Source organism: Streptomyces sp. NPDC102259, from assembly GCF_044766465.1.
Taxonomy (GTDB): Bacteria; Actinomycetota; Actinomycetes; order Streptomycetales; family Streptomycetaceae; genus Streptomyces.
In genome coordinates this window covers 269,033-294,838 of the sequence record NZ_JBIWMA010000004.1, presented here as the reverse complement: position 1 = coordinate 294,838, position 25,806 = coordinate 269,033, and the positions used below count along the sequence as shown (strand labels likewise).

24 protein-coding genes are annotated in these 25,806 nt (G+C 72.0%); 20 read left to right on the top strand and 4 right to left on the bottom strand.

Annotation, left to right across the window (positions count from 1 at the left end; translation table 11 throughout):
• The first annotated feature begins 141 nt into the window (after positions 1–141).
• From ACIRPU_RS13190 to ACIRPU_RS13125, 14 genes are all read left to right on the top strand, one after another.
• On the top strand, positions 142–939 hold the full coding sequence (locus tag ACIRPU_RS13190; RefSeq protein WP_403865748.1) for an aldose 1-epimerase: 798 nt from the start codon (positions 142–144) through the stop codon (positions 937–939).
• A 23-nt stretch (positions 940–962) separates the two neighbouring features.
• Positions 963–1,511 carry an orotate phosphoribosyltransferase gene (gene pyrE, locus ACIRPU_RS13185; RefSeq protein WP_351766945.1) on the top strand — a complete coding sequence of 183 codons (549 nt, stop codon included), beginning with the start codon at positions 963–965 and terminating at the stop codon, positions 1,509–1,511.
• Positions 1,512–1,676: 165 nt separating this feature from the next.
• Positions 1,677–2,708 carry a class II fructose-bisphosphate aldolase gene (fbaA, locus tag ACIRPU_RS13180; protein WP_403865745.1) on the top strand — a complete coding sequence of 344 codons (1,032 nt, stop codon included), beginning with the start codon at positions 1,677–1,679 and terminating at the stop codon, positions 2,706–2,708.
• 116 nt (positions 2,709–2,824) lie between these two features.
• The gene (locus tag ACIRPU_RS13175; RefSeq protein WP_403865742.1) at positions 2,825–4,354 is read left to right on the top strand and encodes an MFS transporter; all 1,530 of its coding nucleotides are present in this window, start codon (positions 2,825–2,827) and stop codon (positions 4,352–4,354) included.
• A 78-nt stretch (positions 4,355–4,432) separates the two neighbouring features.
• On the top strand, positions 4,433–4,846 hold the full coding sequence (locus tag ACIRPU_RS13170; RefSeq protein WP_403865739.1) for a DUF3151 domain-containing protein: 414 nt from the start codon (positions 4,433–4,435) through the stop codon (positions 4,844–4,846).
• Between the two features lie 159 nt (positions 4,847–5,005).
• Positions 5,006–5,851, top strand: coding sequence for a tryptophan 2,3-dioxygenase family protein (locus ACIRPU_RS13165; RefSeq protein ID WP_355702589.1), 846 nt, complete (start codon positions 5,006–5,008; stop codon positions 5,849–5,851).
• The gene (kynU, locus tag ACIRPU_RS13160; RefSeq protein ID WP_403865735.1) at positions 5,844–7,046 is read left to right on the top strand and encodes a kynureninase; all 1,203 of its coding nucleotides are present in this window, start codon (positions 5,844–5,846) and stop codon (positions 7,044–7,046) included. Before ACIRPU_RS13165 ends, kynU begins: the two co-directional genes overlap by 8 nt.
• A 274-nt stretch (positions 7,047–7,320) precedes the next feature.
• A complete protein-coding gene (locus ACIRPU_RS13155) occupies positions 7,321–8,205 on the top strand; it encodes an alpha/beta hydrolase (RefSeq protein ID WP_403865732.1) in 885 nt (294 codons plus the stop codon).
• A 166-nt stretch (positions 8,206–8,371) separates the two neighbouring features.
• Positions 8,372–9,382: an alpha/beta hydrolase gene (locus ACIRPU_RS13150; RefSeq protein WP_403865729.1), complete on the top strand. Its 1,011-nt coding sequence runs from the start codon at positions 8,372–8,374 to the stop codon at positions 9,380–9,382.
• Positions 9,383–9,482: 100 nt separating this feature from the next.
• Positions 9,483–10,670, top strand: coding sequence for an acyltransferase (locus tag ACIRPU_RS13145; RefSeq protein WP_403866252.1), 1,188 nt, complete (start codon positions 9,483–9,485; stop codon positions 10,668–10,670).
• 10 nt (positions 10,671–10,680) lie between these two features.
• Positions 10,681–12,204, top strand: coding sequence for a sensor histidine kinase (locus ACIRPU_RS13140; protein ID WP_403865726.1), 1,524 nt, complete (start codon positions 10,681–10,683; stop codon positions 12,202–12,204).
• A complete protein-coding gene (locus tag ACIRPU_RS13135) occupies positions 12,201–12,878 on the top strand; it encodes a response regulator (RefSeq protein WP_384116860.1) in 678 nt (225 codons plus the stop codon). Before ACIRPU_RS13140 ends, ACIRPU_RS13135 begins: the two co-directional genes overlap by 4 nt.
• Before the next feature lie 123 nt (positions 12,879–13,001).
• On the top strand, positions 13,002–14,363 hold the full coding sequence (locus tag ACIRPU_RS13130) for a sensor histidine kinase (RefSeq protein ID WP_403865722.1): 1,362 nt from the start codon (positions 13,002–13,004) through the stop codon (positions 14,361–14,363).
• Positions 14,360–15,025 (top strand): response regulator, encoded by a 666-nt coding sequence (locus ACIRPU_RS13125; RefSeq protein ID WP_403865719.1) that lies wholly within the window; start codon positions 14,360–14,362, stop codon positions 15,023–15,025. The genes ACIRPU_RS13130 and ACIRPU_RS13125 overlap by 4 nt, the downstream gene beginning before the upstream one ends.
• A gap of 179 nt (positions 15,026–15,204) precedes the next feature.
• Here ACIRPU_RS13125 and ACIRPU_RS13120 read toward each other — a convergent pair whose 3' ends face one another.
• A complete protein-coding gene (locus ACIRPU_RS13120; protein WP_403865716.1) occupies positions 15,205–15,381 on the bottom strand; it encodes a DUF397 domain-containing protein in 177 nt (58 codons plus the stop codon).
• A gap of 2 nt (positions 15,382–15,383) precedes the next feature.
• Entirely contained in the window at positions 15,384–16,247 is an 864-nt protein-coding gene (locus ACIRPU_RS13115) for a helix-turn-helix domain-containing protein (RefSeq protein ID WP_403865713.1), read from the bottom strand.
• Between the two features lie 190 nt (positions 16,248–16,437).
• Between ACIRPU_RS13115 and ACIRPU_RS13110 the strand changes: the two genes are divergently transcribed.
• From ACIRPU_RS13110 to ACIRPU_RS13100, 3 genes are all read left to right on the top strand, one after another.
• Positions 16,438–16,863 carry an ATP-binding protein gene (locus ACIRPU_RS13110; RefSeq protein ID WP_403865710.1) on the top strand — a complete coding sequence of 142 codons (426 nt, stop codon included), beginning with the start codon at positions 16,438–16,440 and terminating at the stop codon, positions 16,861–16,863.
• Between the two features lie 463 nt (positions 16,864–17,326).
• Positions 17,327–17,953, top strand: a complete 627-nt coding sequence (locus ACIRPU_RS13105; RefSeq protein WP_403865707.1) for a leucine-rich repeat domain-containing protein — start codon at positions 17,327–17,329, stop codon at positions 17,951–17,953.
• A gap of 102 nt (positions 17,954–18,055) precedes the next feature.
• The gene (locus tag ACIRPU_RS13100) at positions 18,056–19,273 is read left to right on the top strand and encodes a cytochrome P450 (RefSeq protein ID WP_403865704.1); all 1,218 of its coding nucleotides are present in this window, start codon (positions 18,056–18,058) and stop codon (positions 19,271–19,273) included.
• On the opposite strand, the gene ACIRPU_RS13095 is transcribed toward ACIRPU_RS13100, so the two are convergent.
• On the bottom strand, positions 19,257–19,469 hold the full coding sequence (locus ACIRPU_RS13095; protein ID WP_403865701.1) for a hypothetical protein: 213 nt from the start codon (positions 19,467–19,469) through the stop codon (positions 19,257–19,259). The genes ACIRPU_RS13100 and ACIRPU_RS13095 overlap by 17 nt on opposite strands.
• 47 nt (positions 19,470–19,516) lie before the next feature.
• Here ACIRPU_RS13095 and ACIRPU_RS13090 point away from each other — a divergent pair, with 47 nt between their 5' ends.
• On the top strand, positions 19,517–21,700 hold the full coding sequence (locus ACIRPU_RS13090) for a hypothetical protein (RefSeq protein WP_403865698.1): 2,184 nt from the start codon (positions 19,517–19,519) through the stop codon (positions 21,698–21,700).
• 193 nt (positions 21,701–21,893) lie between these two features.
• On the opposite strand, the gene ACIRPU_RS13085 is transcribed toward ACIRPU_RS13090, so the two are convergent.
• On the bottom strand, positions 21,894–23,426 hold the full coding sequence (locus ACIRPU_RS13085) for an APC family permease (RefSeq protein WP_403865695.1): 1,533 nt from the start codon (positions 23,424–23,426) through the stop codon (positions 21,894–21,896).
• A gap of 150 nt (positions 23,427–23,576) precedes the next feature.
• Between ACIRPU_RS13085 and ACIRPU_RS13080 the strand changes: the two genes are divergently transcribed.
• The gene (locus tag ACIRPU_RS13080; RefSeq protein WP_403865692.1) at positions 23,577–25,001 is read left to right on the top strand and encodes an ethanolamine ammonia-lyase subunit EutB; all 1,425 of its coding nucleotides are present in this window, start codon (positions 23,577–23,579) and stop codon (positions 24,999–25,001) included.
• On the top strand, positions 24,998–25,801 hold the full coding sequence (gene eutC, locus ACIRPU_RS13075) for an ethanolamine ammonia-lyase subunit EutC (protein WP_403865689.1): 804 nt from the start codon (positions 24,998–25,000) through the stop codon (positions 25,799–25,801). Before ACIRPU_RS13080 ends, eutC begins: the two co-directional genes overlap by 4 nt.
• Positions 25,802–25,806: the final 5 nt, after the last annotated feature.

Genomic DNA, 25,806 nt, shown 5'->3' with positions numbered 1-25,806 from the left:
GCGGAGGGGACGCCGCACGGCGACGCGGGCACGCCTACCGGACCGCCCCGGTTCGAGGCCGCCGACGCGGCCCGGTTCCCCGCGCGGCGTCTCGGCCGGTCCGCCACCGCCCCGGTCCGATCGCCCCAGTAGGGTCGTCCCGTGAGTTACGAAGACATCACGCTGACCGCGGGCGACGCGGAGGTGACCGTCCAGCCGGGCAACGGCGGCCGGGTCGGTGGGTTGCGCGTCGGCGGCCTCGAACTGCTGCGTCAGGGAGAGCGCTTCGGGTGCTTCCCGATGGTCCCCTGGTGCGGCCGGATCCGCGACGGCCGCTTCCGGGACGGCGGCGCCGTCCACCAGATGCCGCTCAACGCGGCGCCGAACGCCATCCACGGCACCGTCCGCGACGGTGCCTGGAAGGTGGCGCGGCGGACCGCCGCCGAGGCCGTGCTGACGTACGACCTGGTGGCGCCCTGGCCCTACCCCGGCCTGGTCACCCAGGTGTTCACGCTGACCGAGGACACCCTGACCCTCGCGATGGCCGTGGAGACCTACGGCTCGTCCTTCCCGGCGCAGATCGGCTGGCATCCCTGGTTCAACCGCAACCTGGGCGGCCCCGACGACCAGGACGTGCGGGTCTCCTTCGACCCCGCGTGGCAGGAGGAGCGCGGCGACGACCATCTGCCGACCGGCAACCGCGTCGAGCGCAAGCCCGGCCCCTGGGACGACTGCTTCGGCATGCCCGGCGGTGTCGACGTCGGCCTCACCTGGCCGGGCCGGCTGGAGCTGAGGGTGACCAGCCCCGAGGAGTGGGTCGTCGTCTACGACGAGCAGGAGGCGGCCGTGTGCGTGGAGCCGCAGACCGGCCCGCCCGACGGCCTGAACACGCTCCCGCGCCTGGTCACGCCCCTGGAGCCGCTGGAGGCCACCACCACCTGGCGCTGGAGTCGGCTCTGAGCTTCGGCTCTAAGCTGAGGGGCATGACGGACGTACGTGGCGTGCTGCTGCAGCAGATCAAGGACAAGGCCGTGGTGCACGGCAAGGTGACCCTGTCGTCGGGTCTGGAGGCGGACTACTACATCGACCTCCGCCGCATCACCCTCGACGGGGAGGCCGCTCCGCTGGTCGGGCAGGTGCTGCTCGACCTGACCGCCGAGCTCGACTTCGACGCGGTGGGCGGTCTGACCATGGGCGCCGACCCGGTGGCCGGCGCCATGCTGCACGCGGCCGCCGCGCGCGGCCGGCGGCTGGACGCCTTCGTGGTCCGCAAGGCGGCGAAGGCGCACGGGCTCCAGCGGCGGGTCGAGGGCCCGGACATCAAGGGCCGACGCGTCCTGGTCGTCGAGGACACCTCCACCACCGGCGGCTCGCCGCTCGCGGCCGTGGAGGCCGTCCGGGAGGCGGGCGCCGAGGTCGTGGCCGTGGCGACGATCGTGGACCGGGCGACCGGCGCCGACGAGAAGATCCGCGAGGGCGCGGGCGTGCCGTACCTGTTCGCCTTCTCGAAGGATGAACTGGGTCTGGACTGACGGGCCGTATTGACCTGCACTTGACCGGGGCGTGGACCAGGCATGGACCATTCGCCCAGGTCTGGAAAGATGGGGCCGACGATGACGTCGCACCCCAGGTCTAGGTCAGGGCCGTAGTACGCAGATCGACAGATCGCCAACCCGCAGATACCAAGGAGCGGACAGATGCCCATCGCAACCCCCGAGGTCTACAACGAGATGCTCGACCGGGCGAAGGCAGGCAAGTTCGCCTACCCGGCCATCAACGTGACCTCGAGCCAGACCCTGCACGCGGCACTGCGCGGCTTCGCGGAGGCGGAGAGCGACGGCATCGTCCAGATCACGACGGGTGGCGCCGAGTTCGCGGGCGGCCAGTACAGCAAGGACATGGTGACGGGCGCGCTGGCCCTCGCCGAGTTCGCGCACATCGTCGCCGAGAAGTACCCGGTCACCGTCGCGCTGCACACGGACCACTGCCCGAAGGACAAGCTCGACGGGTTCGTGCGTCCGCTGCTCGCGATCTCCGAGGAGCGCGTGAAGGCCGGTCGCAACCCGCTCTTCCAGTCCCACATGTGGGACGGCTCGGCCGAGACCCTCGCCGACAACCTCGCCGTCGCGCAGGAGCTGCTCGCCCGCACCGCCGCCGCGAAGATCATCCTCGAGGTGGAGATCACCCCGACGGGCGGCGAGGAGGACGGTGTCTCGCACGAGATCAACGACTCGCTGTACACGACGGTCGACGACGCGGTGCGCACCGTCGAGGCGCTGGGCCTGGGCGAGAAGGGCCGTTACCTGCTGGCCGCGTCCTTCGGCAACGTCCACGGCGTGTACAAGCCGGGCAACGTCGTGCTCCGCCCCGACCTGCTCAAGGAGCTGAACGAGGGCATCGCCGCGAAGTACGGCAAGCCGGCCGGCTCCCAGCCGTTCGACTTCGTCTTCCACGGCGGCTCCGGCTCCACCCCGGAGGAGATCGCGACCGCGCTGGAGAACGGCGTCGTCAAGATGAACATCGACACGGACACGCAGTACGCCTTCACGCGTCCCGTCGCCGACCACATGTTCCGCAACTACGACGGCGTCCTGAAGGTCGACGGCGAGGTCGGCTCCAAGAAGATCTACGACCCGCGGACCTGGGGCAAGCTGGCCGAGGCGGGCATGGCCGCGCGGGTTCTCGAGGCCACGCAGCACCTGCGTTCGGCGGGCCAGAAGATCAAGTAGTCCCCGAAGGCGCCACTGGAGTACCCCCGGATCTCTGGAGGTACCCAGGAGGTACTACGGGTACGGGTGAGCCCGGCGTCTGTCTACGGCGCCGGGCTCGCTGTATACCTGGGGGCATGCCTGACGTCCGGTTGGCCTCGCCGCGGGGCAAGTGGATCCTGCTCACCACAGTGCTCGGCTCCAGCATGGCCCTGCTGGACTCGACCGTCGTCAACGTCGCCCTTCCGCGCATCGGCCGCGACTTGGACGCCGACCTGGCCGCCCTCCAGTGGACCGTCAACGCGTATCTGCTGACGCTGGCGGGGCTGATCCTGCTCGGCGGTTCCCTGGGCGACCGCTACGGGCGGCGCAAGGTGTTCGTGGTCGGGGTGGTGTGGTTCGCCGTCGCCTCGCTGCTCTGCGGGATCGCCCCGAACCCGGGCGTGCTGGTCGCCGCCCGGGCGTTGCAGGGGGTCGGCGGCGCGCTCCTCACCCCGGGTTCCCTCGCGCTCATCCAGGCCTCCTTCCACCCCGACGACCGGGGGCGGGCGGTGGGCCTGTGGTCCGGGTTCGGTGGCATGGGGGCGGCCGTGGGACCGTTCCTGGGCGGCTGGCTGGTGGACGGTCCGGGCTGGCGGTGGGTGTTCCTGCTGAACGTGCCGCTGGCGGTGGTGTGCGTGCCGGTGGCGTTGCGGCACGTGCCGGAGTCGGACGGGCGGCCCGTCCGCTCGAGCGCGACCGGGACGGTGACCGGGGACGCCTCCGAGGGCGCGGCAGGGCGTCCGCAGGGGCGCTTCGACGTGCTGGGCGCCTTCCTGGGCGCGCTGGCGCTCGCCCTCGTCACCTATGCGCTGATCGAGGCCCGGAGCGGACCCGTAGGGGTCGTCACGGGGGCGGCGGTCGCGGGACTGCTGGCCGGGGTCGCCTTCGTGGCGGTGGAGCGCCGCCGCCCGGATCCCATGCTGCCGCTCGACATCTTCGCGTCCCGCCAGTTCACGGCCGTCAACCTGGTCACCCTGTGCGTGTACGCGGCCTTCGGCGGCTTCTTCTTCCTGTCCGCGGTCCAGCTCCAGGTCGTGGTCGGCTGGTCCGCCCTCGGCGCCGGCACGGCGCTGCTGCCGACGACCGTGCTGATGCTGCTGCTGTCCGCCCGCTCCGGCGAACTCGCCGAGCAGATCGGGCCGCGGATCCCGCTCACGGTCGGCCCGCTGCTGTGCGCCGCCGGGATGCTCCTGATGCTGCGGGTGGGGCCCGGCGCGTCCTACACCACCGACGTCCTGCCCGCCGTCCTGGTGCTCGGTTGCGGCATGGTCGCGCTGGTCGCCCCGCTCACCGCGACCGTGCTGGCCTCCGTGGACGTCGCACGGGCCGGGGTGGCCAGCGGCGTCAACAACGCGGCGGCCCGGGCGGCCGGTCTCGTCGCCGTGGCCGCGCTGCCCCTGCTGACCGGGATGAGCTCGGAGGCGTACCGCTCGGCCAGCGCCTTCGACGAGGCGTTCCAGCGGGCGATGGTGCTGTGCGCGGCGGTGCTGGTGGTGGGCGCGGTGGTCGCCTTCGCGACGGTGCGCCGCCCGGCCCCGGGCTGCCGCAGGCCGGAGTGCAGGACGCACGGGAGCGTGCTGGCGCCGCCGCTGGAGGGGGAGCGGACGAAGGGGCGGCTGTCCTAGCCGGGCCCCGGGCGACGGTTGTCCGGGTTTGCCCGGTGGGCTGGGGCCGAGGGCCCGCGGATGGCGCAGACTGGACGCATGTCCCTTCACGAAAACCTCCTCGGGGGTCCGCCCCCGACCCACCTCCCCGACGACCCCGAGCCGCGCGAGCTCCTCGCGAACGGTACGGCGCCCGCCGACGTCGCCGCGAAGTACCCGACGTCCTCGCTGGCCTGGGCCCAGCTCGCCGACGACGCGTTCGAGCGGGGCAGCGTGGTGGAGTCGTACGCGTACGCCCGTACGGGGTACCACCGCGGCCTGGACAGCCTGCGCCGCAACGGCTGGAAGGGCCACGGCCCGGTGCCGTGGGAGCACGAGCCGAACCGCGGCTTCCTGCGCGCCCTGCACGGCCTCGCCCGCGCCGCGCAGTCGATCGGTGAGCAGGCGGAGTGGGAGCGCTGCTCGCAGTTCCTGAAGGACTCCTCGCCGACGGCGGCCCAGACCCTGGGTTAGCCGTCCACCTGGTGTTCTTGCGGGGCCCGTCTGGTGTGACCAGGCGGGCCTTGCGTTTTTGGGACACCATTGCGCAGTATGTGCCGGTGGGGACCGGGGCCCCCGTGTCGGTAACGGCAGGGGCGGACCGCTACCCGGAGTACACATCAGGAGACAGCGATGTCCCAGCAGGCTCAGCCCCAAGAGGCTTCGGAGCCCGAGACCCCGCATCTCGACTTCGCCGGCACGACGCCGTACGAGGACTACGTCAAGGCGGACGTCCTCACCCACCTCCAGCACACCCTCTCCGACGATCCCGGAGAGATGGTCTTCCTGGTCACCACCCAGGTCATGGAGCTGTGGTTCACGGTCATCGTGCATGAGTGGGAGACCGCCGCGCAGGCGCTCCGCCAGGACCGGGTGCCGGTGGCGATCGACGCGCTGAAGCGTTCCGTCCGCGAGCTGGACGCGCTGAACGCGTCCTGGCGGCCGCTCGGGCAGCTGACCCCGGCGCAGTTCAACTCGTACCGCTCCGCGCTCGGCGAGGGTTCCGGCTTCCAGTCGGCGATGTACCGCCGCATGGAGTTCCTGCTCGGTGAGAAGTCCGCGTCCATGCTGGTCCCGCACCGCGGCGCGCCCCGCGTCCACGCGGAGCTGGAGAAGGCGCTGCACGAGCCGAGCCTGTACGACGAGGTGCTGCGGCTGCTGGACCGGCGCGGTCACGCGATCCCGTCGGCCGTCCTGGAGCGTGACATCTCGCGCCGGTACGAGCCCTCGGCGGAGGTCGAGGCGGTCTGGACGGCCGTGTACGCGGGCGACGAGGGGGACGAGATCGCGCGCCTCGGCGAGGCGCTGACGGACGTCGCCGAGCTGGTGTGGCGCTGGCGCAACGACCACCTCGTCGCCACCCGCCGCGCGATGGGCGCGAAGGCCGGCACGGGCGGCTCGGCCGGCGTGGCCTGGCTGGAGAAGCGCGCGCAGAAGAACGTGTTCCCCGAGCTGTGGACGGCCAGGTCCCATGTCTGAGCGACCCGACATCGAGCAACTCGCCGTCAAGGCGAAGGAGTTGGACGGCGGCGACGAACTGGCGGGCAAGCGTGCCCAGTTCCTTCTCGACGACGGTGTCTACCTCGACGGCAACTCGCTGGGCGCGCTGCCGCGGTCCGTCCCCGGGCACGTCGAGGACGTCGTCCGCCGTCAGTGGGGCGCGCTGAAGATCCGCTCCTGGGACGAGAGCGGCTGGTGGACGGCGCCCGAGCGGATCGGCGACCTGATCGCCCCGCTGGTGGGCGCGGCGGCCGGGCAGATCGTGGTCGGCGACTCGACGAGCGTCAACGTCTTCAAGGCACTTGTGGGCGCGGTACGCCTGGTGGACGGCGCCCGGGACGAGATCCTCGTCGACGCGACGTCCTTCCCCACGGACGGCTACATCGCCGAGTCCGCGGCCCGTCTCACCGGCCGCACCCTGCGTGCGGTGACACCGGCCGAGGTGCCGGCGGCGCTGTCGGAGCGCACGGCCGCCGTGCTGCTCAACCACGTGGACTACCGCACCGGGCGGCTGCACGACCTGCCGTCGCTCACCGCCGCCGTGCACGCGGCGGGCGCGATCGCCGTCTGGGACCTGTGCCACAGCGCGGGCGCCCTGCCCGTCGGTCTCGACGAGCACGGCGTGGACCTCGCGGTCGGCTGCACCTACAAGTACCTGAACGGCGGCCCGGGTTCACCGGCGTACCTGTACGTCCGCCACGGCCTCCAGGACCGGTTCGACTCACCGCTGCCCGGTTGGAACTCGCACGCCGAGCCCTTCGGCATGCGGGAGACGTACGAGCCGGCGGCGGGCGCCCCGCGCGGGCGGGTCGGCACTCCGGACATCCTGTCGATGCTCGCCCTGGAGGCGGCGCTCGAGGTCTGGGACGGGGTCTCGGTCGAGGCGGTGCGGGCGAAGTCGTTGGCCCTGACGGACTTCTTCCTGGAATGCGTCGCCGCGTACGTCCCCGAGGGGCGGGTCGAGTCGCTGACTCCGGTGCGTCATGAGGAGCGCGGCAGCCAGGTGGCGCTGCGGTGCGAGGAGGCCGGCGAGGTCATGGCACGGCTGATCGGACGTGGGGTCGTCGGCGACTTCCGCCGCCCGGACGTCCTGCGCTTCGGCTTCACCCCGCTGTACGTCGGGTTCGCCGACGTGGAGCGGGCGGCGCGGGTGCTGGCGGAGGAACTGCGCTGACCCGGCGGTCACCCGGCCGGCGGACCCGGCTGCCGGACCCGGTCGGCTGAACCGGCCGGGTCCCCTGGGCGTACTAGGGGTACGCCCAGGGTGTTTCCCGGCGGGCGGGCCTGCGGGGGCGGCGGAACAGCAGAACCGTTTACCTGGACCGTTTGCCTCTCACCGAGCGTGACATCCGCGTGTCCGCGCACGTCACGGGCCTGATACCGTCCCGGCCAACGGCCGAATTCTCACCTGGTCCGCCAAATCCGTTTCGCCGCTGAGAGGTTGGAGCATGCCGGACGACGTTGTCGCAGCCCGGGCCGCCGCCGAGGAGGCGTCGGCCTTCGCGCATCCGCCCGTCGAGCCCGATGTCACCACGGCGTACGGCGATCACCCCGACCAGGTGATCGACTTCTACGTGCCGCGAGCACAGGTCGGGCCGGGCGGGTCCGTCCCGCTCGTCGTCGTGCTGCACGGCGGGGCCTGGCGGGCGCCGTACGACCGGCGGCACATCACGCCCTTCGCGGGCTTCCTGGCCCAGCGCGGCTTCGCCGTGGCCAACGTGGAGTACCGGCGGGGCGCCGACAGCCCCGACCCGGAGGGGACATCCCTGATCGCGGGACGCTGGCCGGACACCTTCGACGACGTCGCCGCGGCCCTCGACGCGCTCCCCGCCCTCGTCCGGGAGGCCGTGCCGCAGGCCGACGCCCGCCGCACGGTGCTCACCGGTCACTCGGCGGGCGGCCACCTCGCCCTGTGGGCGGCGGCCCGGCATGTGCTGCCCGCCGCCGCGCCCTGGCGCACCGGGGGTTCGGCCTCGCTGCGGGGTGTCGTCGCGCTGGCTCCGATCGCCGACTTCGAGGTCGCCGAGAAGCTGGACGTGTGCGGCGGATCGGCCCGCCAACTCCTGGGCGGCGAGGAGCACTTCGTGGAGCGACGGCCGTACGCCGACCCCGCGCTGCTGCTGCCGACCGGTGTCGCGACGACCCTGGTCCAGGGCCGCACCGACCTGGTCGTCCCGCAGGCGGTCGCCGAGGCGTACGCGGACGCGGCGGCGAAGGCGGGGGAGGTGGTGGGCCTGACCCTCCTGGAGGACGTCGGCCACTTCCCGCTGATCGACCCGGCGGCGGACGCGTGCGCGGTGGTGGCGGAGGAGATCGCGCAACTGGCGTGGTAGCCGTGACCCCGCTGTGGCGGGGTGAAGTCCCCTAGGTCGTACCCGTAGTACCTGAGAGCTACGTCGAAGAAGAGCTCCTCAGCGGGACGCGAACGACGAGCGCTGATCCGTAACTTCCAAGCCAGAAAGGCCCGATGACCGGGCGCACTGGCGGGGGAGGGGCGGGATGGCGGAGGTTCGTTTTCGCGGGTGGTGGCGCCGTGTGAGGGAAACGCGTGGGGGGCGGCACTGGTTCCGTGCCCTGTCGGCCGTCCTCGTCACCGCCGCCGTGGTCGTCCCGCTCACGGCGGCAGCGGCCCGGCCGCGGATCCCGGCTCCGGCCCCGGCCGCCCTCGCCCCGCTGACGGCGGCGACGCTGGAGAAGGCGTACGCCGCCAACCGGGCCAACGTCGTAACGGCGTCCCGGATGGCCGCGGCCCACGGGGACCGGCATCGTGCCGCCGCCGAGCGGGAGCTGGCCGCCCCGTCCCGCAGACTGCTCTCCTTCGACGGCCGGGGTTCCGGCCGGGCGGTCGAGGTGTTCGGGGACCTCGCCCACGCCGACCGTGTCGCCGTCCTCGTACCGGGCTCCGACACCTCGCTGGACACCTTCGGACGCTTCCGCGCGGGAGCGGCCGCCCTGCACCACCGCCTCTCCGGGCAGCCGGGCGCCGGCTCCCGTACGGCGGTGGTGGCCTGGCTCGGCTACACCACCCCCGGCACGGTCAGCGCCACCGTGATCACCCCGGACCGCGCCGACGAAGCGGCCCCGGACCTGCGGGAGTTCCTGCGTGGGCTGCGCTCTGTCACGGCACCGGGCTCCCGGTTCACCCTCCTGTGCCACTCGTACGGCACGGTCGTGTGCGGCCGCGCCGCCCCGCATCTGGACGTGACGGATCTCGTCCTCCTCGGCAGTCCGGGCACGGGTGCGGAGTCGGCGGCGGACCTGCGTACCCGCGCCCGGATCTGGGCGGCACGGGGCGCCGACGACTGGGTGGCGGACGTTCCGCACGTCAGCGCCGACCTGTTCGGCACGACGGTCGGCTTCGGCGCCGATCCCCTGTCCCCGTCGTTCGGCGCCCATGTCTTCGCGGCGGGCTCCGGCGGCCACAGCGACTACTTCAGGCCGGGCTCGCCCTCCCTCGCCAACATCGCCCGGATCGTCCTCGGCGAGACCTCGGAGGTCACCGGTGCGTGAGACACGGGAGCGTGGGACACGGGAGCGTGCGGCAGCGGTGCGTGAGACACGGGAGCGTGCGGCAACGGTTCGTGGGTCACAGGGGCGGGCGCTGTTCGGGATACGGCGGGCCGCCGCCCGGATCGACGCCGCCACACCGCCGCAGCGCGACCGGGCCGTGGACGCCCTGCGGGCCCTGGCGATCCTCGGCGTCGTCCTTGGCCACTGGCTGGTGACGGCGCTCGTCGCCGACGGCGGAACCCTGCGGGCCGCGAGCCCGCTGGGGCCGATGCCCTGGCTGGCCCCGGTGTCGTGGATGTTCCAGACCCTCGCCGTGTTCTTCATGGTGGGCGGCCATGTGGCGACCCGAAGCCTCGCCTCGGCCCGTGCACGGGGCGGGACCTACGGCGCGTGGCTGAGAACCAGACTGGCGCGGCTGTTCGTCCCGGTCGCCGCCGTGCTGGCTGTGTGGACCGTCGCCGCCGTCGGCCTCCTGCTCGGCGGCGCGTCCTTCGTCACCGTGCACACGGTGGTCAAACTGGCCCTGTCCCCCCTCTGGTTCCTGCTGGTCTTCGCCGTGCTGACGGCCGCGACCCCGCTGCTGGTCCGGCTCAACCCGCTGTGGCCGCTGGCCGTCGTCCTCCATGTGGACCTGGTGCGCTTCGGCCTGGGCGGCCCGTCCTGGCTGGGCTGGGTGAACGTGCTGGCGGGCTGGCTGGTGCCGTACACCGTCGGCGCGGCCTGGACCCGCGGCGAGCTGGAGCGGCCCCGCGCGGGCCGACTCCTGCTGGTCGGCGGGGCGGTGGGGACGGCGCTGCTCGTCGGCTGGGCCGGATACCCGGCGTCGATGGTGGGCGTGCCGGGCGCGGCGGTGTCCAACCTCAACCCGCCGACGCTGGCCGCCGTCACGTTCGGTCTCGCCCAGTGCGGACTGGCCCTGCTGCTGCGCGACCGGCTGCGCCGGGCCATGCGGCGGCCCGTGGCCTGGGCGGCGGTCGCGCTGGTCAACCTCTCGGCGATGACGGTGTTCCTCTGGCACCAGACGGCCATGATGGCGACCACCGCGACCGGCTTGTTCGCGGGCCGGCTGCCCGGTCTGCACACGGTTCCCGACGGGCTGGAATGGGTGGCGGCCCGGCTGCTGTGGCTGCCGGTCTTCACCCTGGCGCTGGGGGTGTGCTGGGCGGCGTTCCACGCCTGTGAACGCGGGCCGCGCGGGCCACGCCGTTCCGAGGGCCGCAGATCCCGGGTGATCCGCGTCCACCACCGTTCTGGCCGGACGGAGTCGAAGGCGGCCCCCAATGCCTAGGGTTGAGCCCGTGAACGGCGAGGAGACCTCTGTAGAGGGCAGCACCCCACCCGACCGCGCCGCCGTCGCACCCACCGGCCGCGCGGCCCGCCGCGCCTCCTTCCCCGATGCCCTCGGCGCGTCCCGCTCGACCGGCGGCGCCCCGCGCCGGCGGCTCGGCAGACGGTGGCCGGGCCGGCGGGTGCTGCGGTGGCTGCGGTTGCCGGGCTATGTGGTGGGGTGCTGGATCGCCCTCGGTATCGCGCTGGCCGGCATGGATCAGATGGGCCGCTACGGTCTGGGCACGGAGCTGTCGGTCCTGACCGGGTTCGCACAGGGCGCGGCCGTGGTGCTCGCCCTGTGGCGGCCGGTGCCCGCGTGGGCGCTGTCCCTGGCCGGCGTCGTCGTCGCCGCGGTGGCCGCGCGACCGACTCTGGTGGGGCACCCGCTGCCGGGACCCGACTGGCCCTGGAACGCCTCGGAGATCGTCGCCCATCTCCTGGTGCTCCTGCTCGTGGCGCTCCGCGCGCGCCCCCGGGTGTCCCTGGCGGCGCTGACCGCCACCGCCCTGACGACCTGGGTCGTCCAGGGCCTGATCGGCGGGGCGACCTACACCTCGACAGGGGTCACCGCGGTCGTGATCTTCGGGGCCGTCGTGCTCGTCGGCACCGCCTTCCGGGGTCTCGGCGAGGCCCGTACCCAGCTCGTCGAACAGGAGACGATCACCGCCGAGGAACGCGGCCGCCGCACGCTGCTGGAGGAGCGCAACCGGATCGCGCGCGAACTGCACGACGTGGTCGCCCACCACATGTCGGTGATCTCCATCCAGGCCCAGGTCGCCCCGCACCTGGTGGAGAACCCGTCCGAGGAGCTGAAGGAGAACCTCGCCGGCATCCGCAAGAACGCCCTGGAGGCGCTCGCCGAACTGCGCCGGGTGCTCGGGGTGCTGCGCTCGGAGAACCCCGAGGACCCCTACGGACTCGGCGCGGCCGGCACCGGAGCCGCCCCGGACACCCCGCAGCCCACGCTCGACCGCCTCGACGCCCTCATGGAGAACACCCGGGCCGCGGGGCTGGACGTGGTCGCCGCCGTCGAGGGCGAGGCGCCCGTGTATCCGCCGGGCGTGCAGCTGTCGGCGTACCGGATAGTCCAGGAGGCGCTCAGCAACGCCCTGCGGCACGCGCCGGGTTCCCAGGTGCGGGTGGAGGTCACCCACCATGCCCGGGGCCTGTACCTGGAGGTCACCAACTCCCGCCCGCGTGAACCCGTAGCGTCCTCCCCGGGGGCGGGGCACGGTCTGCTCGGGATGCGCGAGCGGGCGGTGATGCTGGGCGGCCATGTCCGCGCCTACCCGACCCTGCACGGCGGTTTCGCGGTGTCGGCGTTCCTCCCGCGGGACGGCGCGGCCACGCCCGGCGATGGTTCGCACGCCGATCCCGGCACCCCCGAGGGCCTCGAACTCATCTTCCTGGACGACCTGGACGACCTGGACGACCTGGACGACGCGCACGACGCGGGCGGCGCCCCGCCCCCGACAGGAGAAGGAACCCCATGACGACCGGCGGCACCATCCGCGTACTGATCGCCGACGACCAGGAGATGGTCCGGCAGGGCTTCACCGTGCTGCTCAACGCCCATCCGGGCATCGAGGTCATCGGGCAGGCGGTGCACGGCCTGGACGCCATCGCCAAGGTCGACGAACTCGCCCCGGACGTCGTGCTGATGGACATTCGCATGCCCGAGCTCGGCGGCATCGACGCCACGCATCGCATCACCCTCGCGCACCCGCACATCAAGGTGCTGGTGCTCACCACCTTCGACCTCGACGAGTACGTGTACGACGCGCTGCGGGCCGGGGCGTCCGGCTTTCTGCTGAAGGACGCCTCCGCGGACCGGCTCGCCGAGGCGGTCCGGGTGGTGGCGGCCGGCGACGCCCTGCTCGCGCCGGTCATCACCCGCAAACTGATCGCCGAGTTCTCCCGTCTCGACGGCAAGCCCAGAGCCCCGCTGAAGGAGCGGGTCGGCGACCTCACCGAGCGCGAGACGGAGGTGCTCACACTGATCGCGCAGGGCCTGTCCAACGCGGAGATCGCCGACCACCTCTTCGTGGCCGAGCAGACCGTGAAGACGCACGTGGGCCGCATCCTGGTGAAACTGGGGCTGCGGGACCGCACCCAGGCGGCGGTGTTCGCGTACGAGTCGGGCCTGGTGAGACCGTCGGGGTACTGAGGGACGCCGCCCTGGTGGGGCCTCGGCGCAGCCCTGGCGGACCCGTAGTACTTGAGAGGGATCCGTACGAACCCCTCTCACTGGTGACGACCGGGACCCCTCCCTCGGCCTACCGTTCTGAACGTGACAGAGACGACGCAGACGCACACCACGCGCCCGGACGACCCGGACGACTCCTACGAGGCCTACCGGCCGCGGAGCCCGGAGTTCCGGGCGGCCGTGACCGCCCTGCGCGGCCTGTGGGAGGACCTCTTCCACGACGCCTTCGCCTACCGCCCGCTGCCCCGCAAGCACCCCGACGGCCGCGCCCTGGGCCGCCTCAAGGGACGCAGGCGGGAGTACGTCGCCTGGTCCCGGCACGCGGTGGTCGGGGCGGCCGGCGCCCTGGCGATGCTGATCGCCTGGACGGACGCCCAGGGCAGCGGCCTCGGTCTCCCGATCGGCCTGCTCGCCCTGGCCCCGGTGCTGCTGACGCTGGTGCGGCCGGTCGGCGCGTTCTGGCTGTCGCTCGCGGGGGCCACCGTCGTCGCGATCATCGGCACCACCTACAGCGATTGGCCCTGGCTGCCGGGCAGCTTCGCCGCCCACCTGATCGTGCTGACGGTCGTGGCGATACGCACCCGCCCGCGCACGGCGGCGTGGATGTGGATGCTGACGGCGGCCTACGGCTTCGTCGCCGAGACCGTCTTCGGCGGGGGCTACTACTACACGAACACCGCCCCCATGCTGGTCTTCTCGGCGATCATCCTGCTCGCCGTCACTGTGTGGCACATCCGCCGGCAGGCCGAGGAGAAGGTGACGGCCCAGCAGACGGTGACCGCGCACGAGCGCTCCCGGCGCACCCTGCTGGAGGAGCGCACCACGATCGCCCGTGAGCTGCACGACGTGGTCGCCCACCACATGTCGGTGGTCGCCATCCAGGCCGAGGCGGCCCCCTACCGGGTGGAGAACCCGCCGCCGGAGCTGGAGAAGGCCTTCGCCACGATCCGGGAGAACGCGGTGGCGGCCCTCACGGAGCTGCGCCGGGTCCTGGGCGTGGTCCGCGCCGAGGACTACGAGGTCCCCGACGCCCCGCAGCCCACGCTCGCCGAACTGGACGGGCTGATCGCCAACGTGCGGGAGACGGGCCTGCACGTGGAGAAGACGGTCACCGGCGCGGTGCGCGAGCTGCCCCAGGGCGTGGAGCTGTCGGCGTACCGGATAGTCCAGGAGGCGCTGAGCAACACCCTGCGCCATGCTCCCGGGGCGGGCGCCCGGGTGGAGATCGGCTATGTGCTGGGCGGCCTGGGGCTGCGGATAGCGAACGACGCACCGCCGAACCCGTCCCTGATCAAGCCCTCGCCCGGCGCCGGCCACGGCATCACGGGGATGCGAGAGAGAGTGAGCATGCTGAACGGCGAGATGACGGCGGAGCCGACCCCGACGGGCGGCTACGAGGTGACGGTGTTCCTGCCGGTGCCCGCCGCGAGTGAGAGTGGCGCATGACGATCCGAGTACTGATCGCCGACGATCAGATGATGGTGCGTGAGGGCTTCTCCGTCCTGCTGAACGCGATGCCGGACATCGAGGTCGTGGGTGAGGCGGTCAACGGCCGGGAGGCGGTCGACCGCGTCCGCGAACTCGCGCCCGACGTGGTCCTGATGGACATCCGCATGCCGGAGCTGAACGGCATCGAGGCGACGCGGGAGATCGTGGCGGCGGACGACTCGGCGAAGGTCCTGGTACTGACGACCTTCGACCTGGACGAGTACGTCTACCAGGCGCTGCGCGCCGGTGCCTCGGGCTTCCTTCTGAAGGACGCGTCGGCCCGCCAACTGGCCGACGGAGTCCGGGTGGTGGCGGCAGGCGAAGCGCTCCTCGCCCCCTCCGTCACCCGGCGGCTGATCACGGAGTTCTCCAAGCTGTCCGACACCCCGCGCCTGTCGGCGACCGCGCAGGCGGCGTACGGCGACCTCACCGAGCGGGAGACGGAAGTGCTGGTCCTCATCGCCCAGGGCCTGTCGAACCTGGAGATAGCCGGCCGGCTGGTGGTCGCGGAGTCGACCATCAAGACCCACGTCAGCAGGATCCTGGTCAAGCTGGGCCTGCGAGACCGCACCCAGGCGGCGGTCTTCGCGTACGAGGCCCGGCTGGTGACCCCGGGCTAGGACACGCGGTCGGCGGCCACCCGGTGGTATTCGTCCGGCGGATCCATCGGATCAGGGCGCTCGACGGGTCCCGCTCCCCGTGAAGCGCCCGCATCGCCCGGTGCCAGGCCGTCATGAGGGACGAGGCCCCGGTACGGCGCGGCGCTGGCTGTGGAGGTACGCGCGGTACTCGGTCTCGTTCAGAACTGCTGGACGAAGGCGCGCCAGCTTTCACCGGAGACGGCGAGGAGCGGCCCGTCCGGCTCCTTGCTGTCACGGACGGCACGGCCGCCGGTGGCTGTGGGCGCGACCTCGACGCAGTCGCCCTGCTGAGCGGAATAGGACGACTTCCGAAAGGGGCCCACAGCCTCGGTCACGATCAGACTTCCTTCATGCTCCGCAGCACGTCCCGGATAAGTCGCGCGCTTGCCTCGGGTGACAGTGCTGCCGATCGTAGTAGGTCGAACGCATTGCCGTAAGCCGCGAGATCCTCCGGTGCCTCAAGCACGGACGTGCCCCGCAGGTTCTCCATCGTCACGGCCTCGACGGTCGGTTCGGAGTCGAAGCTGAAGGAGGAGAAGGCGGGAATCGAAGCCACCAGGACGCCCGCGCTGAGCGGCAGCACCTGCACAGTGATGTTCTTTCTCTTCGCGACCGTGAGGATCGAGGACAGTTGTTCCCGATGGGTCTCGGCGCTCACCAAGGGGTGTACGACCGCTGTCTCCCAGAAGATGGCGGCATACGAGGCTCCGCCCTCCCCGATCTTCGTCTGGCGGGCCTCCCGTACCTTCACCAGTTGTGCGAGCACGTCCGGGGCGACGTAGTCCGGGCCCGCTGCGATGATCGCCTCCGCGTAGGCCGGGGTCTGTAGGAGTCCGGGCACCAGCGCCGGTTGCCACTGGCGGATGTAGGTCGCGTCGTCCTCCAACGCGATGTGGTCCAAGTAGTCCGGTCGCAGATGTTCCGCGTGTTCGAGCCACCAGCCGCGGTTCTTCGAGTGCTTGGCCAAATCCTCAAGCTTTTCGCGGACTTGCGAGTCGGCGACGCCGTACGCGTCCAGCAGAAGCCGCACCTCGATGACGCGAGGGGTCGCATGCCCGCTCTCGACGCGACTGATTCTGGCCTGACTTGACGCGATGAGCTCGGCGGCCTGCGGCTGGTCGAAGCCGGCCGCCTGCCGGAACCTCTTGAGTGCCAAGCCCAGGCGCCTGCTGCGTACCGTCGGCCGTCCACCTGCGGGCATGAGTTCTCCCCTCTGATCCGAAAACCATGTCACATCAGGTGGCAACCCCACGGCTGCATCACGCGATCGAGTGAGACGCCTGCATGTATTCAGTGGTTGTGGTTGTACGAGTCGGAAATCCAGTCCTACCTTCGAGCAGGCGCCACGGACCAGCGCATCGTGACGAGACGTCAGGAGGTACGGCACCCCCATGCCCGAAACCGAAACCTTCCGCATCCCCAAGCACAGAAGACACGTGTCAGTCGCCCGGAATCAGGTCCGGAAGGTTCTTGCGGACTGGGGTGTCGGCGGCGAACTCGCCGACGCCGTCACCCTGTCGGCGAACGAGCTCGTGACCAACGCGGTGACCCACTGCCGGGTGTCCCACGCCCAGGTCGGGGTCACGCTGTATCTCCAGGGGCCGTACCTGTTCCTGGAGGTCTACGACCCGGACCGGGACCGACTGCCCGCGCCTCGCGCCTGCGGCCCGGACGACGAGGGCGGACGCGGCCTCGCGCTCGTCGAGCGGCTGGCCGGTGCCTGGGGGCACGTACAGCAGCGGCACACGAAGTGCGTGTGGGCCCGGTTCACGCTCGTGGAAAGTCCGGGGAAGGCCTATGTTCCGGCGGATTCATGAGGCGCTCGCCGGGCTGCGGCACAAGGACGCCTCCGCGGCGCACGGCCGGGAGCGGGACACGATCCCGGAGGCACGGACTCCGGACCCGTACGTATGGCGGTTGCCGGACCCGCGCGAAGCCCGCTGGCGCAGATGGGCCAGACGCAGCCGCGCGGCCGGCCACTGCCTTCCGTTCCCGCAGGAGGAAGCGTGCTGGCAGCCCCCCGCACGGCCCCGGAATCCCCTCTGGGAAGCCGCTGACGACGTGGTCCGGCTGTATGTCACCGAAGGGGCCCGGGCGGCGGACTCATGAAGGCACGAACGCCTGGACCGACCGGTCCGTAGATTGGGAGGCATGACTGAGGGTGGGGAACCGAGGGTGTTCGCGAACCGGTGGGCCGATGCCGTGGGTCCGGCGGGGACCGCGCCCGACCGGGACCGGTGTGGATGCCTCGGGAGGCGGGCGGGCGGGCCGCCGGGGGACATGCGCTTTCACACCGAGCGCCAGGACACCTCCGCGCCGGGCTGGCGGCGTCTCCTCGAGTTGATCGAGGAGGCGGCGGCCGACGGGCGTGAGGTGTTCAAGCCGCTGGTGGAGCTGACGGCGCAGGAGCGGCGTGAGGTCGTCACGCTGCCGCCGGACATCGGCAGGCTGAAGAGGGTGCGGCACCTGGTGCTGTACGGCAGCAACCTTGTGCGGATCCCGCCGGAGATCGGCGAGATGGAGAGCCTGGAGGAGTTCAGTCCGTACACCTCGTACCGGCTGCACTGGTTCCCGTACGAGCTGACCAGGTGTCCGAACCTGCGCCGCAGCACCGTCAGCACACGGGCGGTCTACGGCAACTACAAGACGCGTCTGCCGTTTCCCTCGCTCGCGTCGTCGGCGTCCCTGCCCGACGCGTTCCACGCGTGCAGCGTCTGCGCGGGACCGCTGCCGCCGTCGGGTCCGGAGCAGGTCTGGATCTCGTCGACAGTCGCCACCGACGTACTGCCACTCCTGGTCAACGCCTGTTCGCAGGCCTGTGTCGACGCGCTGCCCGAACCGGCCGCCCGCCATGTCCCCACACCCCACCGGGGCGGCCCGACGGTGATCCAGCCACCCGCCCGTTGAGGGAGGGGCGCGCGGGCCGCACCTCGCGGGGGACGACGCCGACGGGGCCCGCGCAGCGAAGCCCCCCTGGTCAGGAGCCCGCTCACCGGCTAGCGTCCGTTCATGGCAGTAGTTGACGCTCTCTCCTTCGACCCCTGGGATCCCGCGTTCGTGTCGGACCCCTACCCGGCCTATGCCGAGCTTCGGGAGCGGGGGCGGGTGATCTACTACGAGCCGACCGACCAGTGGCTGGTGCCACGGCACGCGGATGTGTCGGCGCTGCTGCGGGAGCGGCGGCTCGGGCGGACGTATCAGCACCGGTTCACGCACGAGGACTTCGGTCGGACGGCGCCCCCGGTCGAGCAGGAGCCGTTCCACACGCTCAACGATCACGGGATGCTCGACCTGGAGCCGCCCGACCACACGCGGATCCGGCGGCTGGTGTCGAAGGCGTTCACCCCGCGCACGGTGGAGCGGCTGCAGCCGTATGTGCGGCGGCTGGCCGGGGAGTTGGTGGACCGGCTGGTGGAGGCGGGCGGGGGCGATCTGCTCAGCGATGTCGCCGAGCCGCTGCCCGTCGCCGTGATCGCGGAGATGCTCGGCATCCCGGAGTCGGACCGGGGGCCGCTGCGGCCCTGGTCGGCGGACATCTGCGGGATGTACGAGCTCAGCCCGTCGAAGGAGACCGCGGCGCGGGCGGTGCGGGCCTCCGTCGAGTTCTCCGAGTATCTGCTGGAGCTCATCGCCGCGCGGCGCAAGGAGCCCGGCGACGATCTCATCTCCGGTCTCATCGCCGCGCACGACGAGGGCGACCGGCTCACCGAGCAGGAGATGATCTCGACCGCCGTGCTGCTGCTCAACGCGGGGCACGAGGCGACCGTGAACGCCACCGTCAACGGGTGGTGGGCGCTCTTCAGGAACCCGGAGCAGTTGGCCGCGCTGCGCGCCGACCACTCGCTCGTCCCGACGGCCGTCGAGGAGCTGATGCGGTACGACACTCCGCTCCAGCTCTTCGAGCGGTGGGTGCTCGACGACATCGAGATCGACGGGACCACCGTGCCCCGGGGGGCCGAGATCGCCATGCTCTTCGGGTCGGCGAACCACGATCCGGCCGTCTTCGCCGACCCGGAGCGGCTCGATCTCAGCCGCGCCGACAACCCGCACATCTCCTTCAGCGCGGGCATCCACTACTGCATCGGCGCCCCGCTGGCCCGGATCGAGCTCGCCGCCTCGATGACGGCACTGCTGGAACGGGCCCCCACCCTGGCCCTGGCGGCGGAGCCCCGGCGCAAGCCGGCCTTCGTGATCCGGGGTCTTGAGGGGCTCAGCGTGACCCTCTGAGACGGCGGTCTGCGAGGCGGGCGAACACGGCCCACAGGGCCAGGCCCGCGGCCGTCCCGCCCAGCGGGGCCAGCGCCAGTTCTGCGTAGAGGACGCTCCAGTCGGGTGCCTGTTCGAAGCGCCAGAGGCGGGCGCGGACGTCGACGGACCACACCGTGAGGGTCGGGGTCGGCTGCTCGGGGCCCGGGCGGCGCACGGGAAACTCCGGTGCGTCCGCTCGTACGCCTCTGCGATCATCCCCGAATGGCGCACCGTCTCGAATCGCTGGTCATCCGGCACACCCACCGACTTCCCTGCCCGAAGGGATCCACCGGGGGCTCCACCGGGCAAGGGGCCGTCGCCGCGCGGCAGTTCGACGCGGCGTTGGCATCCGTGGGTTTCAAGCTCTCGGCGGAGCTGCTGGATCGGCTGTCGGGGCTGTCGGAGGCCGCGGTCGTGCACACCGCCCGGCGGACGCTGCGCACCGTGAGCGAGATGGTGGGCGACCACGTCCGGCACAACGTGTACTTCATCGACTTTCCGGCGCACGTGCCGGACACCGAAGAGTTCTGGATGCGGTGCGTGACGAAGGCACTCGGCGACGAGAAGTCGCGCGAGAACGTGCTCACGCAGCTGGCGCACGGGGTGCTGGACCTGCTCAGCCTCCCCACGTACGGCCGCTACCAGCACACCTACGAGGAGATGCTCGCGGCGCAGGACGAGCTGATCGCCTCGGCGGGCGACCGGGTGACCGTGCTGCACCTCGGGCGGGACCTGGACGAGGAGCTCACCGACCTGTACCTGGCATGGGCGGGCGGGACGACGCCGCTGGGCGAGGAGCATCTGCGGGACCTCAAGGCCGTCGCCGAGCGGTGCGCGCTCGGCCCCCAGCCGGAGTCGATCCCGGTCCGGGAGAACCGGGCGGTCGTCAACGAGGCCCGTCTCGCCGTCGGCGCGGACCTGCTCCTCGACACCGTCGTGGATGTGCTGCGGCTGGCCTGCGCGCTGTCGGGCGGCGACGTGACGCTGCGGGAGCCGACCCGGTTCCGGACGCTGCCGCGGCCGGTCCGGCGTGCGCTGCTCGCGGGCCTCGACGCCGTGGTCGCGGCGAACCCCGCCAAGCTGGCCGATGTGCACGCGTACCGCGAGCCGTTCAAGCGGCTCGGTGAGCGTCTCCACCCGCACGAGTACCCGCGCTGGCCGCACGCCGCCGACGTGTTCGCCGTGGCGCGGGGCGAGAAGGAGGCGCGGTCCTTCGACAGCCGTTGCGAGAAGCTGCTGGACGAGTTCGACGTCCTCGGTGCGGTGCGGCTGCTGGAGTCCGCTCCCGGCAAGCTGTTCCGCGCCCTGGACCTCCTGCTGCGGATCGCCGCCGACCAGGAACAGCGGGACGTGGTGGTGGCCGCCGCCGTGCGGGTCGCTCCCGAGGTCTCGGGCCGGGTCGTGCTCTCGGTCCGCGAGCACTTCCACAACCGGGAGCGGGAGACCGACGAACCCCGCATCTTCGTCAACCGCCAGGGCCGCGCGTGGGTGACCCCCGACCACCGGCCGTCCGTCCCGGCCGCCGACTGCGATCGTCTGATCGCCGCGCTCGACGCCGAACTGCGCCGCCGGCTCCCGGCGCCGGGGCGGCTGCTCGTCGACCTGGACGTCCTCGACGTGGCGCTCCCGCTCAGCGGCAGGGCGACCGCGGCCGGGCTCGGCGTGCTGCCCCGGGGCTCCGTCTCCACGGTCGACGGCGAGCGGCTGCGTTTCTTCGTGTACTGGAAGGAGACCGAGGACCGGACCGACTTCGACCTCTCGGCGCTGCTCCTGCACGCCGACTACAGCACCGACTCGTGGCTCTCCTACACCTCTCTCACGGCGGTCGGGGGCGTGCACTCGGGCGATGTCACCGAGGCGCCCGACGGGGCCTCGGAGTTCATCGACCTGTCCCTGGACCGGGTACGCGGCTCGTTCATCGTCCCGCAGGTCAACATCTTCGCCGGGGAGGGCTTCGAGGAGGTCGAGGAGTCGTTCTTCGGTTTCATGCTGCGCGACGGTGAGCAGAAGGGGCGGCCGTTCGAGCCGCGCACGGTGCGGATGAAGTCCGAGCTGCGCGGGGCGGGGCGGGTGGCGCTGCCGCTGGTGTTCCGGCGCGCGGACGACGGCCGGTGGCGCGCGAAGTGGCTGCACCTGTATCTGAAGGGCATCTCGTCGGCCAACCGGGTCGAGGAGAACCAGGTGTCGGTGTCCAAGGCGGTGCGTGCCCTCGTGGAGCGCGAGCAGCTGACGGTGTCGTACCTGGTCGACCTGATGTCCGGCGACGCCACGGAGGTGGAACCGTGGGACGGCGAGTCGGTCCCGGACGAGCCCGTGACGTACATCGGTCTCGAACGTCCCGAGGGGCTGCACCCGGACTCCCGGGTCATCACCCTCGAAAATCTGCGCGACCTGATCCCGGGCTGACTGCTAGCGTTTGCCCACGGCGAGGCCATGAAGGGGCTTCCTTCTCAATTTTCCTGCAACGAAACAAGTTCCTTCGCTTTCCTCGCCGTCGACTTGGACCGGGAGGCGCCCACGCGGCGCCTCCCGGTTCTCGTGTCTCGCGGTTTTCGTCCATTCCATGCCGCCGCCCGGCAGCTTCGGAAGGTGACCGGGGTCAGCGCTCCTTCGTCTCCTCCAGCACCGTGCGGCCCAGCAGCAGGTAGCGGGACGGGTCCCGCCGCTTGAGGTACTGGGCGTAGCCGACGCCGGCCACCGCGATCAGCGCGACCAGCCACGGCGTCGCCTTCAGCACCAGAGAATCCGACTCCGGCCCGGCCGCGACCCCCATGTTGGACACCAGCAGCGTGACCACGGCGAGCATCGCGACACCGCCGACGAGCGGGGCGGCGAACGTCCTGAACCAGTGCCGGCTCTCGGGGTGGTGGGAGCGGAAGTAGACCAGCACGGCGAACGAGCACACCGCCTGCACCACCAGGATCGCCATCGTGCCGAGGATCGCGAGCAGCACGTACGTGCCGGTGTACGGGTCCTTGCCCGCCGCCCAGAACGCGCCGATCAGGACGGCCGAGACGACGGTCTGGACCAGGCCGGCGATGTGCGGGGAGCCGTGCCGGGCGTGGGTGCGGCCGACGGTGTTCTTCAGGGAGGGCAGGACGCCCTCGCGGCCCAGGGCGTACATGTAGCGGGCGGCGCAGTTGTGGAAGGCCATGCCGCAGGCCAGTGAACCGGTGATCATCAGCCACTGCATGACGTCGACGGCCCAGTGGCCGACGTACCGCTCGGTGGGGTTGAAGAACAGGCCCAGCGGGTTGTCGGTGGCGACCTGCACGGCGTCCGACTGGCCGGTGCCCGTGATGGCCATCCAGGAGACGAACACGTAGAAGACGCCGACGCCCAGCACCGAGATCATCGTGGCCTTGGGGATGATCTTCTTCGGGTTGCGCGACTCCTCGCCGTACATCGCCGTCGACTCGAAGCCGACCCACGACCAGAAGGCGAAGAAGAGTCCGAGGCCCGCGCTGGTCCCCTTGAAGGCGTTGACCGGGTTGACCGGATCGATGCTGAAGCCGTCCGGGCCGCCGCCGTGGAAGGCGACCGAGATCGCCATCGCCGCGAGGACCGTCACCTCGGTGGCGAGCAGGACGACGAGCAGTTTCTCCGCGACGGAGACGCCGAACCAGGTGCCCGTCGCGTTGACGGCGAGCATCAGCACCGCGAACGCCCACCAGGGGATGTCGAGGCCCGTCTGGTCGTGGAGCGTGGTGGTGGCGAAGGTCGAGAAGATGCCGATCAGGGCCGGCTCGAACACGACGTACGCGAAGGTCGCGAGCAGCCCCGAGGCGAGGCCGATCGAGCGGCCGAGGCCGTAGGAGATGAAGCCGTAGAAGGCGCCCGTCGAGGTGATGTGCTTCGCCATCGAGGTGAAGCCGACGGAAAAGATTGCCAGGACGACCATTGCGACGAGGTAGCTCGCCGGGGCCCCGATGCCGTTGCCGGACGACACCATGAAGGGCACGTTACCGGTCATCGCGGTGATCGGCGCGGCCGTCGCGACGGCCATGAAGACCACCCCGAGCAGGCCGATGGCGTTGGGCTTGAGCCGGTGAACAGTGCCTTCCTCGCCTGATGTCGCCGTTGTGCCCGCCGTTGCGTCCGCCGCTGAGGCGACGCCCTCGTCCACTGCCATCGGGGTGGCCCCTCTCCTGGTCGTCCACGGGTGTGCTGGACCGGAACTCTGTAGCCCGAATGAGTCCGCCAAGGGTGTCGGGACGTTAAATACTTGTCAACCAGACCTTTAGAAATCTGGCGGCAACACGCGCCTCGTACGGTCGCCGCCATGAGCGCCTACACCTCCACCCTCGGCGGCGAGCGGTACCGCTTCGACTCGCTCGCCCGGCTGCTCGCCGCCGCGAGCCCCGAACGCTCCGGCGACCGCCTGGCCGGTCTCGCGGCGCAGGACGCCCGGCAGCGGGTCGCGGCCCGCTGGGCGCTGGCGGAGGTGCCGCTGACCGACTTCCTGACCCGCCCCCTGATCCCCTACGAGGACGACGACGTCACCCGGCTCATCCTCGACACCCACGACCCGGCCGCCTTCGCGCCGGTGGCGTCGATGACGGTCGGAGAGCTGCGGGAGTGGCTGCTGTCGGAGGCGGCGGACGCGGTGACGCTGGCCGCCCTCGCCCCCGGGCTCACGCCGGAGATGGCGGCCGCCGTCTCCAAGCTGATGGGGAACGCCGATCTGGTGGCGGTGGCGCGCAAGGTGCGGGTGGTGACCGCGTTCCGGTCGACCATCGGGCTGCCCGGCCGGCTGGCCACCCGGCTCCAGCCCAACCACCCGACCGACGACCCGGCGGGCGTCGCGGCCGCCCTCCTCGACGGCCTCCTGCTCGGCTCCGGCGACGCGGTGATCGGCGTCAACCCGGCCACCGACAGCCCGAAGGCCGTACGGGACCTGCTGGAACTCATCGACGGGGTGATCGGCCGGTACGCGATCCCCACCCAGTCCTGCGTGCTGTGCCACGTCACCACCAGCGTGGACCTGATGGAGCGGGGCGCCCCCGTCGACCTCGTCTTCCAGTCCATCGCCGGCACCCAGGCCGCCAACGCCTCCTTCGGGGTCACCCTCGGCCTGCTCGACGAGGCGTACGAGGCGGCGCTGGCCCTGGAGCGGGGGACGGTCGGCCGGAACGTCATGTACTTCGAGACCGGGCAGGGCAGCGCCCTCTCCGCCGGCGCGCACCACGGGGTCGACCAGCAGACGGTCGAGGCGCGGTCGTACGCGGTCGCCCGCCGCTACGACCCGCTGCTGGTGAACACGGTCGTCGGCTTCATCGGCCCGGAGTACCTCTACGACGGCCGGCAGATCCTGCGCGCCGCCCTCGAGGACCACTTCTGCGGCAAGCTGCTCGGCCTGCCCATGGGCCTGGACATCTGCTACACCAACCACGCCGACGCCGATGACGACGACATCGCCACGATGCTGACGATGCTCGGCGTGGCCGGGGCCTCCTTCGTGATCTGCACCCCGGGCGGCGACGACATCATGCTCAACTACCAGTCGGCCTCGTACCACGACGCGTTGTACCTGCGGGAGGTGCTCGGGCTGCGCCCGGCGCCGGAGTTCGAGGCATGGCTGGATTCGATCGGGCTGCTGGACCCGCGCGGCGGCATCCGCGAGCTGTCCGGAACGGCCCACCCGCTGACGGAGATCGCCACCACCGGGACCCCCGGACGCGCCACCGGACGGGAGCTCGCGGCATGACCATCAGCCAGGTGACGGACAGCCGGATCGACGACGGCCAGGGCGGGTCGGGCGACGGCCAGGGCGAGTTGTGGGCGTCGCTGCGCCTGCGCACCCAGGCCCGGATCGGCCTGGGCCGGGCCGGTTCCGCGCTGCCCACCCGGCACCGTCTGGAGCTCCAGGCCGCGCACGCCGCCGCCCGGGACGCGGTGCACTCGCCGTTCGACCCGGACGCGGTGGCGGCGCGGCTGACCGGCACGCCGGTGGTCCGGGTCCGCAGCGCCGCCCCCGACCGCACCACCTACCTCCAGCGCCCCGACCTGGGCCGCCGCCTCAACGCCGTCGACCGGGCCCATCTGCCCACGGGCGAGTGGGACGTCGTCTTCGTGGTCGCCGACGGGCTCTCCAGCCGGGCGGTGCACGAGCACGCGGCGGCGATGATCCGGGCGACGACCGCGCTGCTGCCGGCCGGCACCCGGGTGGCGCCGGTCGTCCTCGCCGAGCAGGCCCGGGTGGCCCTCGGCGACGACGTCGCGCACGCCATGGGCGCCACGGCCGTGGTGCTCCTCGTCGGCGAACGCCCCGGCATGTCGGCGGCGGACTCCCTGGGCGCGTACCTGACCCACCGGCCCCGGCCGGGCGTCACGACGGACGCCGACCGCAACTGCCTGTCCAACATCCGCCCGCCACTGGGCCTCGCCTACGAGACGGCGGCGGCGAAGCTGGTCTCTCTGCTGGGGAGGGCGCGGGAGCTGGGGGCCTCGGGGGTGGGGCTGAAGGACGAGTCCGGCGACGAGGCCGTGGTCGAGCGACTGCCCTGAGCGGC